Consider the following 13,045-nt stretch of genomic DNA (forward strand, 5'->3'; position numbering starts at 1 on the left):
GAAATGGTGGAAGAATGAGATCCTATGGCCTTATTGTCTGCTGTCTCTGTGGCTTTGCTCTTGGCGCCTGTTTTTTGGAAAAAGAGGCTTTTTTTGCTGATTTGAAAACGGCATTGCAGGGGCAGGAAATTCCCAGCTCAATCCTTGACGTTGGCAAGATGGGAAAGATCCTGAAAGAAAGAGGACTGATCAAGACCATGCCCAAGGAGGAACTTTTTTCATCAGCGACTGCGTTAGATTTCACGAAATCGCTTCTGACGATAGAGCTTGAGATCCCAGTTGCTACAGAGCTTCAGGTATTCTGGACAGAGAAAAAAGAGCAGAAGTACGACATCGAACGAAGCAGCAGCGTTGCTATTGCTAGCGGACAAAAAGATTATCTCCTCACCCTTCCTCCCTTGTCTGAGCTGCGTCTGCTGCGCATTGATCCCACGACAAAACCGGCTGATATAAGAATACGCCGCATAATCCTGTACTCTGCTGAGCATGAGATCGTGTTATCTCCTGGGGACGGTCTTGATCTGTTGAAGCCCTTAGCAGGTATCAGTTCCATGCATCATGATGGTGATGGGGTATCGTTCACAGCTCTGGATGCTGATGCCCAGCTTGAACTACAACTGGATGATGTACGTGGCCCCAGAAAGATAGAGCAGCTTGCGTTTCCACGGAAACGCAAGAAAAGCCTGTATCGGCATGTTGTTGATGACGGGTCACAATCCTTTCCCAGCAGCCAGGTTATTACGCAAGAGCATTTCAAGGAGAACTGGCCCATCCTTTCCCTTGTTATTGATGAGGCGAATCTCTATCATCCTGATACAGGTCTCCTTGCCAATAAGACAGCCCGTGGGCGTCAATGGGAACGCCCAGCCTATTGCTCATACTTTGATGAGCATGGCAAGTTGCGTTTTGCCTCAATGGTGGGGATGAGAATGCATGGTGGCAAGCGGATGCAGCTTTATAGCAGCTTTCGTTTGTATTTTAGGAAAGAATACGGTCAGTCTCGCTTTTCTGCCTTTCAGCCTAAGATAGGGTTTAGTACAACAACCGAACCTGTTAAACGCCTGGTGGTCCATCATACTGCCTGGCCTGAAGGAGGATGGTATTTTAATAATACCCTGGCCTATGATATTGCCCGGCGTATAGGCTGTCAGGTCCCGGAAACCCGTTTAGCGCTTCTGTACCTGAACGGTGTTGAGCAGGGAATATATTTTTTCGTGCCCCATTTGGGAGAGCGGCTGCTGGAAACCTACTTTGGTCATAGTGATTTCTTGTATTATAAATATAAGAGCGTCCCTTCTCATAAAGGGCGTGTGCTTAATGTCAGGTTATGGAGCGTCTTGAGAGAACGGGGGAATTTAACAATGAAGGCCGCTGGTAGAGTTGTTGATCTTGACAATTTGGCACGCCATCTTTTTTCGTTTATCTTCTGCGGTACGAGTGATTATTATCAGGGACTGGCTGTCCTTGATAACAGTCAACCGGATAAGAGGGCCTTTTGGATTAATTGGGATATGGATCAGAGTTTTATCCAGAATGTCCGTTCCGAGAAAATCGTTATGACGGAATGGCAGCAGCGTGCCTGGAGGCTTGTTTATATGGCTTCGCCGCCCTATACAGCCCAGGATGTACGACCACGGCTGTTCAGTCGTCTCCTGAATGAAGATCCTGCGTATCGTGAATATGTCCTTACCTTGTATCGGGATCTGTTGAATCATCGTCTCAATGCCCGTTTTGTCAAGGAGAGGATAGCGTATTACACGAATATGTTGGAGTATTACGGCAAAAAAGACACGAAGTATATGAAGATGCTGGGCGAATTTATGAAGCAACGTCCAGAAGTGGTGCGTAAAGAGACCGAAAAGCTTTTCAAACTCGGGCCCAGTTTATTGTGTCAGGTCACAGGCCCGGCTGATATACAGTATGACATTGACGGCTACCAGGAGCCTGCTGGTTATCAGGGATATTATTTTAAAGGAAGCCGGATAACGGTCAGTATTGCTGCGCCCTATCAGAAGAGATTTTCTTACTGGTTGGTGAACGAAAAAAAAGTGAATAGTCCCAGGTTGGACCTTGAGGTGCGTGAAGATTTGATTATTGAGCCGGTTTTTCAAGATGAAGAGTAGGCATGTGTACAGCATTCTGGGATGCTCTCTTGCAGTGTGGTTGCTCTCTACAATCGGAGTATTGGCACAACCTCCTGAAGACCCCCAGCCGTATGAGCAGTGGAAGGATCCGGTCTCAGGTCTGGAGTTTATCTGGTTGCAGGGAGGCTGTTTTCAGCTCGGGAGCCGGGATCCGCGTCCCACCCGTTTGTTCCTTGAAAAACCGCTGCATACGGTCTGTGTTGATGGTTTCTGGATGGGCAAATATGAGGTCACTAATGGTCAGTATCGCCAATTCAAACCAGCCCATAATAGCCAGGAGACTGAGGGCAGATCGTTGAATGGTGATGAGCAACCAGTGGTGTATGTGAGCTGGTATGATGCCAAGGCCTATATGGATTGGTTGACCCGAAACAGAGACCGTCAGGGAAGGCCTCTTTTTCGCCTGCCCACAGAGGCTGAATGGGAGTTTGCAGTCCGGGCCGGAACAGAGACACCCAGATACTGGGGTGGTGAAGAGGAAAGCACAACAGAGACCTGTGCGTACGCTAATGTTGCTGATTTCTTCTATCAGCTCAAGCGGGTAAGTTACCATGATTGTTCTGATGGTTTCCTTGTTTCTGCCCCTGTGGGTCGTTTCCCAGCCAATCCTGCTGGATTGTATGATATGCTGGGAAATGTCTGGGAATGGTGTGAAGATCATTATGGCAAGGAAACATATCGGGTCAATCAAGCGGCAGATAGGCCGAGAAACCCTCTGTACCAAGAGAAAGAGGACGGGTTCGATTACCGGGTCATTCGCGGAGGGAGCTGGCTCAGTGAACCGAACTCAATCCGCTGCGCCAAGCGTTCTCCTTCTCCTCCTGCAAGCAGATTTAATGTGCTAGGATTCAGGGTAGTCATGGAGACAGAACAAGAAGCAGGACTCCAAAATCATTAAAGGCTCCGCTATAAAGCGGTTTCATACAATATTTAAGGATGTAAAACATGAAAGTACTTGTAACAGGCGGCACCGGCTTTACTGGCAAGGCCTTGGTCAAACGGTTGATTGATGAAGGGCATGATGTCGTGAGTCTGGATTATCAGGAAGGATTAAAAACCGATGAGATTCGTTCCTGGGGCGCCAAGGTGGTTATCGGCTCGGTGACGAACCGGGCTGTTGTTGAAGAATGTATGGAAGGTGTGGACATGGTCCAGCATCTTGCAGCGGCCTTTCGGGAACTGGATGTGCCCAATAGCTATTATGATGAAGTCAATGTGGGCGGTACCAAGGTGGTATTGGATGCAGCCCTGGCCCATAAGGTGCAGAAATTCGTTTACTGCTCCACCTGTGGTGTGCATGGCAATGTGGATAATCCACCCGCAGCCGAGGATGCGCCTATCCAGCCAGGGGATTATTACCAGCAGACCAAGTATGATGCTGAGCCTGTGGTGAACGAGTACTGCAAAAAGGGGATGGATACCATCATCATACGGCCAGCGGCTATCTATGGCCCTGGTGATCCTGAGCGCTTCCAGATGATCTTTAAACGGGTTACTAAGGGGACGTTTCCCATGTTTGGCTCAGGGAAGACCCTGTATCACCCCCTGTACATTGATAACCTGGTGGATGCTCTGATGCTGGCTATGGAACCGGGCAAGGGCGTGGGCGAGGCCTATCTGATTGCTGACGAAGAGTATGTCTCCATTGAGACCCTGGTCCGTAAGACCGGCAAGGCATTGGGCGTGGATGTCAAGGTGCCCCATTATCCCATTATGCCTCTGGTGGTGGCTGGTCATATCTGTGAAAAGGTCTGCAAGCCCTTTAAGATTACGCCGCCCATCTTCCCTCGTCGGGTGGATTGGTTCCGCCAGAATCGGGCCTTTGATATCAGTAAGGCCAAACGGGATTTGGGCTATGCTCCCAAGATTGATCTGGATGAGGGGTTGAAACGGACCGGGGAGTGGTACCGGGCTGAGGGGTATATCTAGGCTGCTTCTGCTTTCCCTCATGGCTGTCTCTTTTTCGCCTTCTTGCCCTGAAGAGACAGCCCCCCTGCACCCCTCCTTGCATCCACTTTATTACGTTTGTTTTTACTTCCCTCTTTCTCTGAAGAAGCGTTGATGTTGCCAACGATTCTCAGGAGGATCAATTGTTACAAGATGATTATTCCCTTGACTCATCGGAAAAAAAACAGATATCCTGTTGTATAAAGAGACTGTTGTTCTGTGCAGCGTCCTTATTAATAACATATTAACACATAAATGGAGGCCTTTAACGTTATGGCTCTTCTTCGTCATATTATTGAGGCTCAACGTGACTGGTATAAACCTAATTGGCTTTATGAATCAATTCCAGGCTTGTACATGGGGGCAGGCGTGTTCACCTTTGTCCTGTTACGTAATGCACTCGGTATGTTCAGCGGTGGTTTGTTTATTGTGAGCAGTGTGGTTGTTTCGAGCCAACGATACCTCTACAGGCGTCAGAAGGCTCTGGCAAGGGCGGAAAAGGAAGAGGAGCATAAGGAGCTGAAGAAGTTAGGAACCATTGTCTGGCGTTCCTCCTTTCACTGTGGGGACAAGCTCATAGATGAGCAGCATAAGTTTCTCGTCAGTGAAGCAAACAGGATTATAGGTGCGATCATAGATGATGAGCAGGAGCTTGATTACGAAAAGACCCTGGTTAAGCTATTACGGGATATCCAGAGGCATTTCAGGGATGAAGAGAAGTTTTTGATCAAGATGCTCCCGGAAGTAGCTCCTCAACATAAAGCGACACATCAGAAGCTTATGGATCAGACTATGTCCCTGGTTGACGATATCCGTGCGGAAGAGGCAACCCCATATGAGTTGCTCAGTTTTCTTCTGATTAATGTGATTACAAAGCATGTGGTGAGTGAAGACCTGAAGTGGAAGGATATGCTGGAGGGCTGATGAGTAAGAGGGGGGCGTTGATGCTCCCCGAATGGCCGCTTAAGAGAAGGTGCGAATCAAGGATTCGGGAAAGCAATACCGGGTCCTGCGCTACGCACGCACCCAGGTAAAGGAAGTAATCAGCTTAAGTCATCTTATGATACAGCCCCAGACTGATTATTAATAAGCTGACAGTAACTAATAAAAACGCCGGATAAATGAGCAGAGCAATATCTTCTTTTCCTGCATTAAAGATAAATACTAAGGCTTCCAAGCTCACAGCAATAGCTATAATAACGAGAAATTTTGACAACATTGCTTTCTCTGTCGCGGGCGTTATTTCCTCATGGCTTTTTATAACTTCTTCTTCCAGCAAGAATTTAGAGACATCGAAAACTGCCATACCTATGACAATAAAACCGACTGCGTCAAGAAGAGCTTTTGTAAATAATGTCTTATCATTGATTGAGGTATGAATATTGATAATGGCAAAAGTAATCATTGCGAGACTGATCAGGCTAAGAAATAAACTGATCAGAGCGAACATTACCTGGCCGATTTTACTAGGAAGTAATTTTAATTTACTCATAGATTACCCAAAACTGTAAGTGTTAGTGACGAGAGGGGCACGGGTGCCACGAGCTACTTCTCACTTATACTGAGTAAATGAGACCTCCAGCATTGCCAGGGAAGAATGTGTATATGGCAATTACTTGAGCAACCGGAAAAATTGTCCTCTTGCAGAGGACAGGCTCCAAGCTTCATGGTGCATATCATTTTTGCTGCTTTTTCCAAGGCATGTTCTGTTTGTTTTTTGTTTATGCGCATAAGGTGCACACCTTTTTTTACATTGGACATACTTGTGGTTGGTCGACGAGTATTGCTTCCAGTCGTTTTTTTCATTTTGGGGGGAATATGTTACGGCAGTGTGCAGGATTGCATGGAGAAGGAAGGAATCAGAACCTGAAGCTACTTTACACTGTAAATGATAAATCAGATTTTAGCAACAAAATTAATTATTTTTATGTGATATCCAGGTCGATCCGTATACCATTCAATGGGTAGCTACAGTTCCTGCGCATCCGAGTATACACCATTCAAACCTTTTGGGTGCTTTTGATGCGCTGACAGGCATTGCAATGGCTCTCTATCCCCCAGACATTCCCCTTGACAATCTCCCGCCCTCATTCTACGGTGCAGGCTCTATCATTTCCGTACTGATCCCAAGCGGTAAACAAGTGACCTACCTCCCTGACAAATTATGAATACTCTCCTTGCAAGTATCAAGAATCCTATAGCCGTATTTATTATCCTTGCTCTTTGTGGTCTTGGATGGTTGCTGACTAAATCTCAGGACATTGCGGCATTCCTTTCTTCCACATCTTCCACAGAGGAGTCATCCCTTGCTGACCAGAATGCTTGATTGCCCGGATCGTACGATCGGGACGAACCGGATCACATGATCGGGCAAAGCCGGATCGTATGATCGGGCCTGGTCCGAACGTAGGATCGGGTTTCAGGGCATCATGTTTTCGAGGCTGCCTGATTTTTTGCTTGACAAAGACCGAGAGCGGTTTTAATCTTGGAAATCAAAGTAATTTCAGCGGATCTACAACAGATTAAACCTCTACCGGAGAACAGCTATGTCAACCGTACAATGGCGACCGTATATAAATGCCCTGACCACCCCGCGCTCATACAAGCCACAGGTTATTCCCAGGGACACTATCGGGTACAAAGAACTGGCCGAGGAGATTTCCCGGGAAAATCCGCTCTGGAGCACAGATCTGGTGGATTCGATCCTCCGGGCCCGGGACGAGAAGGTTATGGAAATGCTGATCAACGGTAAACAGGTCTCTCTGGAAAACAGCTTTACCTATCATCTCACTCTGTCCGCCCGTCTGGACGCGCCGGATGCTCCCTTGCCGCCGGCAGAAGAGTGCGTTCGAGTGAAGGTCTATGCGGCCAGGGCCTTTGTGGAGGAAGTGCAGCAGAAGGTGCAACTGGAGCGTCTGGCACCGATCCAGAAGGCACCTGTGATAGCCGGTGCCCAGGACACAGTGCTTCGGCTTGATAATGTACTCAATCCCCAGGGCTTGCTCCGCTTGACAGGGACTGATTTATTCTTTGATCCTGATGAAGCCGATACCGGCTGTGTCATTGAAGGTACCCGGAACGGCAAGGTTGCGCAGACCCGTTTCGGATCAATCAGCAACAGCGAGGTCCAGGTGATACCGGATATCCCGGCCCAGAATGACCCATGGAACAACGAGTACCAGGTGTCGGTTATGACCCATTATACCGAGCACGGCAGCCTGCGCACCGGTACCTATGGTCGTCCGTTGCGTACGCCCCTGGCCGTAACCCTGGGCAATGGAGACGGCATCCTCAGCGGAGCAAACAGGAATCCCCTGGTCACGGTGAGTGGCGGCGATCTTGAGGCGGAGAGTGCTCAGGTGCGGATTCAGGCGGTACTGGACAGTCGTTCCGGCGAGCTGCGTCTCAGTCTTCTTGACATGCAGGCCAACGGCGTACAGGCCGATACCGTGACTGTGAACGGTAACGGACCGTACATCCTGCCCGATCTTGCCGGTTCCGGCCTGAGCGGGTTAGAGGTCAATGTGCAAAACGCTGCTGGTCTGGAGGAACTGGTCAGGACAAACTACAGTGGCAGGATGGTGGATATTCTGAATGTGCAGGCAGGTGCCTAAGGTTGCAGGGTGGGATAGGCCGAAGAGCGGGAATGTGCTGAAGCAGGGTTGAGGAACTGGAACAAGTATGAGGACAGGCAGATCCTGCCCCCATACTTATTCACACCTGGTCGGTACCTTGGAGGGGTATAATTTACTCTGCGGAATCTTTCCCTGCCAGAGACATGATCCATTCGGCCATCTTTTTCGCATTCTCCTGGTCTATGGTCTTTCCGTTTTCCGACCGTGGCTGCATATCCACAGGGCGATCCCATTTGTGCTTGCTGCCGCGAAGGATTGAGTTTTCCAGTAAAGAGACAGCTTTGTCGCCCTTTTCCTTGTACTCATTTGCAATATCAGTAAAATAGGGGCCATACTTATCAGGCAACGCTTTATCTTCTTTTACGGAATGACATCCCATGCAGTCAAATTCCCCTGCAATTTCCTCACTTGCAAAAGCGGACCCGGCAACCAATATACATGCGGCGGCAATGCTGATAACAGATGTTCTCACAATACTCCTCCTTTGTTGAAATAAAAAACGTGTATTGCCACCTGTAACCGTAACGAACCCATCAGTACGTATCAGGTTCTCTGGGTGGCTCTTACATTCATGGAAGGTTCTGCGGATGCCGATCCTTCCATGAATCTGATAATATCACAAGCGAGTACTGTATAGTCAAGAGAAAAATGATACGATTGTTTAAGCGAGCAATCTGTATTTATTGAGAAATAATCCTATCTGGCAGGATACTGCCCCGGCGGCTTTGGACGCCCGGCTGTGCTGTTCAGGGCTTGATCGCAGCGACCTTTATGCAATCCTTCACATATCCCTAAAATGAAAACTACTTTACATATCAGCAGTGGCGACATGTCTGGTGAGAGCCTTGCAAAAAGCGGTGTTTCAGGTGAGGTCATTGTTTGGCATGATATCCTCTATGATGGGCCAAGGAAGCCAGGGTGGCCGGATGAGGAGATCCTGGAGGCCCGTGCTTGTTTCCTCTCTGAGACCACTGACGGAGGACTGGCTGAGGATTACGTACTGGCGGTCTTGCAAGACCAGTATGCTCAACTCAAAGAGCTTGTTCAGCCGGATTCGCCGTATGGATCAGTGGTGCTCTGGTTTGATGCCTGCCTGTTTGATCAGGCCATGCTCTGTCATGTCCTCAGCTGTCTGCATCTCCTGGGGAAAAAGGACGTTGCTTTGCTCTGTATTGATGCCTTTCCTGGAATTGAGCCCTATAATGGGCTGGGCCAACTCTCGTCTGAGCAACTTGCCTCCTGTTATGCAGATCGTCAACCAGTCACAGAGGAGCAGTTTCTCTTTGCCGGGCAAGTTGATCATGCCTTTGCCCTTCAGGATCGGGAGGCCTTTGCACGGCTTGCAGCCCGCAAGGAGGCGCCTTTACCCTGGGTTCCTGCTGCTGTCCAGCGTTGGTTAGAGGAAGAGCCGGACAGTGCAACAGGCCTGGGTCGTTTGTCTCGCCTTGCCTTAGAGGCCATTCAATCCGGCTGCGACAGGCCGGAAAGGGTCTTTGCCTTTGTTGCTGACCGCGAGACACCACCGCAGTACTGGGGTGATATCACCCTTTGGCAAAAGATTAATGAGCTGGCTGAACAGGAACCACCCTTGGTGCGGATTCAAGGCCCGCAGGCACGTCTCCCCCAATGGGAGGGGATAGCTGATCTCAGGCAGTTTCGTTTGTATCCCCTCTGATGTACCATCCATGTACCATCCATGTACCATCCCGCCCATCCAGGGCGGGACTACAAAACATGAAAGACACGAGTTTTATCGACAACGGAGTCCTATGAAGAACGTTATCACCACGGAAAAGAAACCCATTAAGCTCTGGCTTGATGATCTGGAAGCGGGCGCCTTGGACCAGGCAAGGCATCTTGCCAATCTGCCCTTTGCCTTTCGCCATATCGCCCTTATGCCCGATGCACACCAGGGCTATGGTATGCCCATTGGTGGTGTTTTAGCTACTGAGGGCGTGGTCATTCCCAATGCAGTAGGGGTGGACATAGGCTGCGGCATGTGCGCAGTCCAGACTTCTCTGCAAGAGATTGAACAGGATACCCTGAAGAAGATCATGGGTATGGTTCGCAAGAGCATACCTGTTGGCTTCAAGCACCATAAAAAGGCCCAGGATGCATCCTTCATGCCCGAGGACACAGGAGAAGGTGGGCTTGATGAACTCAGGGTCGTGCGAGAGGAATATAAGGCCGCATTAAAACAGCTGGGTACCTTGGGAGGAGGGAATCACTTCCTGGAGATCCAGCAGGGGAGTGATGGTCATATCTGGCTGATGATCCACTCGGGAAGCCGTAATCTCGGCTATAAGGTGGCGCATCATTACAACAAGCTGGCTATTGCTCTGAACCGGAAGTGGCATACCTCGGTACCGGAGAAATGGCAGCTGGCCTTTCTGCCCCTGGATGGTCGCAAGGGCCAGGATTATCTGCTGGAGATGCAGTACTGTGTTGACTTTGCCCTGGCAAATCGACGCCTGATGATGCAGCGGATGCAGGAAGCCTTTGCTGAGGTGGCGGGTGAGGTTGACTTTGCAGACATGATCAATATCGCTCATAACTACGCAGCAATGGAGCATCATTTTAAGAAGAATGTGATGATCCACCGCAAAGGAGCTACCAAGGCTGCTGCTGACCAGTTGGGGATTATCCCTGGCAGTCAGGGCACAGCCAGTTACATCGTTAAGGGGAAGGGGGAGTCAGAGAGCTTTATGTCCTGCTCACACGGAGCTGGCCGCAGGATGGGACGCAAGCAGGCCCAGCGGGAACTTGACCTTGCTGCGGAGCAGGAGCGGCTTGCTGCCGTCGGGGTGATTCACGGGATACGGAATACCAAGGATCTGGATGAGGCACCTGGGGCCTACAAGGATATCTCCCAGGTTATGGAGAATCAGCAGGATCTGGTTGATATTCAGGTGGAGCTACGACCCCTGGCGGTGATTAAGGGGTAACCTGTAGGGGCGACCGGCCGGTCGCCCCTACGCCAGACGATGGGTTATCCGCCCGCCCATAATGGTGTACACGGCCCGACCTTGTAAGGACGATCGGCCGGTCGCCCCTACGTCGAGAAAGGGTGAATTCTTGCTTTTGGACACCACCTGCTCCTCGGTGTAGGTATATTGGAGGTCCGGGTTGACTATTGTGACATCAGCCCTTGCCCCTGCACTGAGAGTGCCGCCCTCCACCCCCAGTATCCGGGCCGGATTCACTGACAGCAGCTCAACCAGCTTGTTCTCATCAAGTACACCCTCCCGGACCAGGGCCAGGGAAAGGGGCAGGGAGGTCTCCAGCCCGATGATGCCGTTCATGGCCCGATCAAACTCCACCTCTTTTTCCAGGATGGAATGGGGGGCATGGTCGGTGGCAATGGCATCAAAGGTGCCGTCGGCCAGGCCTTGCCGGATGGCCTGACGATCCTGCTCTGTACGCAAGGGAGGGTTCATCTTGGCATTGGTGTTGTAGCCGACCACGGCCTCATCCGTGAGGGTGAAGTAATGGGGGGCAGTCTCTGCCGTGACCCGAACGCCCCTTGCCTTAGCTGAACGAATAAGATCTGTGCTCATGGCTGTGCTCACATGGGCGATGTGTATTCGCTTACCAAGGCACTCGGCCAAGGCGATATCCCGGTACACCATGATGGACTCAGCAGCATTGGGAATGCCTTTGAGGCCGAGCCGGGTGGAGACGATGCCCTCATTCATGACCCCGTTGCTCAGGCTGGGTTCCTCACTGTGGGATATCACCAGCAGGTCGTGGTCATCGGCATATTCAAGGGCCCGCCGCATGAGCTGGCTATCACGGACGGGCAGGCCATCATCGCTCACAGCCACTGCACCGGTTGCCCGTAACTCACCGAACTCTGTCAGCGCAGAACCCTGACTGTTTTTACTGATTGCCGCAACTGGGTAGACCCGTGCATCAGCGTGTGTTGCCTGAGAAAGAATTAAGGAGGTTACGGCCCGACTGTCGTTCACCGGTTTGGTGTTGGGCATGCAGGCCACCGCAGTAAATCCACCAGCTGCTGCGGCCTTGGTACCGGAAAGGATGTCTTCCTTGTACTCTTCACCTGGTTCCCGGAGATGTACATGCATATCAATGAGGCCAGGAATCACCCAACAGCCACTGGCATCCACCTCCTGAACATCCGAGGGAATGTTTGTTGCAGGGTCAGCAATGCGTCCGTCCACAATGAGGAGATCACGCACATCATCAAAGGAGTTTGCAGGATCTATGATTCGTCCGTTTTTTATCAGCAAGGGAGCTGGCATATCTATACCTCAATGAGATTCATCCTTTTTGCCCTTCCCTAAGGGGAGGGGCGAAAGCTGTAAGCTGGCTGTTAGCTGTTTCCCGAGACCAGGTACAGGAGGGCCATTCGTACTGCAACCCCGTTGGTCACCTGATCAAGAATGACCGACTGCGTGCCGTCTGCCACATCGGGCATGAGTTCGACACCTCGATTGATTGGGCCTGGATGCATAATCAGGGCGTCCGGGCGGGCCCAGGAGGCTACCTCGGCTGTGACACCGTATTTTGATGCGTACTCACGGAAGGAGGGAAGCAGCGGGTCGTTCTGGCGCTCCTTCTGAATACGCAGGGTCATGACCACATCGGCATCCTGTACAGCCTCTTTCATGCTGGAGCAGACTGTGACGCCCAGCTCTTCCAATCCTGGTGGGATAAGCGTTCCCGGCCCATAAACAAAAACCTCTGAACCCATACGAAGGAAACCAAGAATATCGGAATGAGCCACCCTGCTGTGAAGAATATCACCGATGATGGCGATCTTTAAACTATGCAGCTTTTTCTTGTGCTCACGCACCGTCATCATATCCAGCAGGCCCTGCGAGGGGTGCTCATGTGTGCCATCGCCCGCATTGATGACCGCTGCATCCACGTATTGACTGAGCATATGGGGCGCACCGGAAAACGAGTGACGCAGGATGATTATATCCGGGTTCATGGCCGAGATATTGCGGGCCGTATCAATCAAAGTTTCCCCCTTGGTCGCGGAGCTGGTGGAGGCGGAGATATTAAAGGTGTCCGCACTCATCCGCTTGGCAGCTATCTCAAAGGAAAGGCGGGTGCGGGTGGAGGGCTCGAAAAAAAGATTGATGATCGTGTTGCCCCGGAGGGTGGGAACCTTTTTTATGGGGCGGGCTGAAATTTCTTTAAAGGATTCTGCTGTGGTGATAATATAATCAATATCATCAGCTGAGAGATGTTCTATATCAAGGATATGTCGATGTGAAAAAAAATAGCCGGTAGCCATAATCAAAACAGTTGGAGTAATATCAATCTACGGGCTGCGCAGGCGCGCTGCCC

11 protein-coding genes are annotated in these 13,045 nt (G+C 50.5%); 7 read left to right on the top strand and 4 right to left on the bottom strand.

Features of this window, described 5'->3' with window-relative positions:
- Nucleotides 1–14 precede the first annotated feature (14 nt).
- The 4 genes from L2082_RS00960 (at nt 15) to L2082_RS00975 (ending at nt 5,015) form a co-directional block, all read left to right on the top strand.
- Complete coding sequence (locus tag L2082_RS00960; RefSeq protein WP_446008741.1) at nt 15–2,123, top strand: CotH kinase family protein; 2,109 nt, start codon at nt 15–17, stop codon at nt 2,121–2,123.
- Nucleotides 2,113–3,042 carry a formylglycine-generating enzyme family protein gene (locus tag L2082_RS00965; protein ID WP_446008742.1) on the top strand — a complete coding sequence of 310 codons (930 nt, stop codon included), beginning with the start codon at nt 2,113–2,115 and terminating at the stop codon, nt 3,040–3,042. The genes L2082_RS00960 and L2082_RS00965 overlap by 11 nt, the downstream gene beginning before the upstream one ends.
- A 47-nt stretch (nt 3,043–3,089) precedes the next feature.
- Nucleotides 3,090–4,073 carry an NAD-dependent epimerase/dehydratase family protein gene (locus L2082_RS00970; protein WP_446008743.1) on the top strand — a complete coding sequence of 328 codons (984 nt, stop codon included), beginning with the start codon at nt 3,090–3,092 and terminating at the stop codon, nt 4,071–4,073.
- A 291-nt stretch (nt 4,074–4,364) separates the two neighbouring features.
- Nucleotides 4,365–5,015, top strand: a complete 651-nt coding sequence (locus L2082_RS00975; protein WP_446008744.1) for a bacteriohemerythrin — start codon at nt 4,365–4,367, stop codon at nt 5,013–5,015.
- 124 nt (nt 5,016–5,139) lie between these two features.
- Here L2082_RS00975 and L2082_RS00980 read toward each other — a convergent pair whose 3' ends face one another.
- Nucleotides 5,140–5,583 carry a general glycosylation pathway protein gene (locus L2082_RS00980; RefSeq protein WP_446008745.1) on the bottom strand — a complete coding sequence of 148 codons (444 nt, stop codon included), beginning with the start codon at nt 5,581–5,583 and terminating at the stop codon, nt 5,140–5,142.
- 1,054 nt (nt 5,584–6,637) lie between these two features.
- Between L2082_RS00980 and L2082_RS00985 the strand changes: the two genes are divergently transcribed.
- Nucleotides 6,638–7,705: a hypothetical protein gene (locus L2082_RS00985; protein ID WP_446008746.1), complete on the top strand. Its 1,068-nt coding sequence runs from the start codon at nt 6,638–6,640 to the stop codon at nt 7,703–7,705.
- 133 nt (nt 7,706–7,838) lie between these two features.
- On the opposite strand, the gene L2082_RS00990 is transcribed toward L2082_RS00985, so the two are convergent.
- Complete coding sequence (locus tag L2082_RS00990) at nt 7,839–8,198, bottom strand: c-type cytochrome (protein WP_446008747.1); 360 nt, start codon at nt 8,196–8,198, stop codon at nt 7,839–7,841.
- A 324-nt stretch (nt 8,199–8,522) separates the two neighbouring features.
- On the opposite strand from L2082_RS00990, the gene L2082_RS00995 reads away from it, so the two are divergent.
- On the top strand, nt 8,523–9,401 hold the full coding sequence (locus L2082_RS00995; protein ID WP_446008748.1) for a DUF1835 domain-containing protein: 879 nt from the start codon (nt 8,523–8,525) through the stop codon (nt 9,399–9,401).
- A gap of 94 nt (nt 9,402–9,495) precedes the next feature.
- Nucleotides 9,496–10,671 carry an RtcB family protein gene (locus L2082_RS01000; RefSeq protein ID WP_446008749.1) on the top strand — a complete coding sequence of 392 codons (1,176 nt, stop codon included), beginning with the start codon at nt 9,496–9,498 and terminating at the stop codon, nt 10,669–10,671.
- Nucleotides 10,672–10,698: 27 nt separating this feature from the next.
- Here L2082_RS01000 and L2082_RS01005 read toward each other — a convergent pair whose 3' ends face one another.
- Nucleotides 10,699–11,988 (bottom strand): dihydroorotase, encoded by a 1,290-nt coding sequence (locus L2082_RS01005; RefSeq protein WP_446008750.1) that lies wholly within the window; start codon nt 11,986–11,988, stop codon nt 10,699–10,701.
- 71 nt (nt 11,989–12,059) lie between these two features.
- The gene (locus L2082_RS01010; RefSeq protein WP_446008751.1) at nt 12,060–12,992 is read right to left on the bottom strand and encodes an aspartate carbamoyltransferase catalytic subunit; all 933 of its coding nucleotides are present in this window, start codon (nt 12,990–12,992) and stop codon (nt 12,060–12,062) included.
- Between the last annotated feature and the right edge of the window lie 53 nt (nt 12,993–13,045).

It is taken from the genome of Candidatus Electrothrix sp., assembly GCF_052785085.1.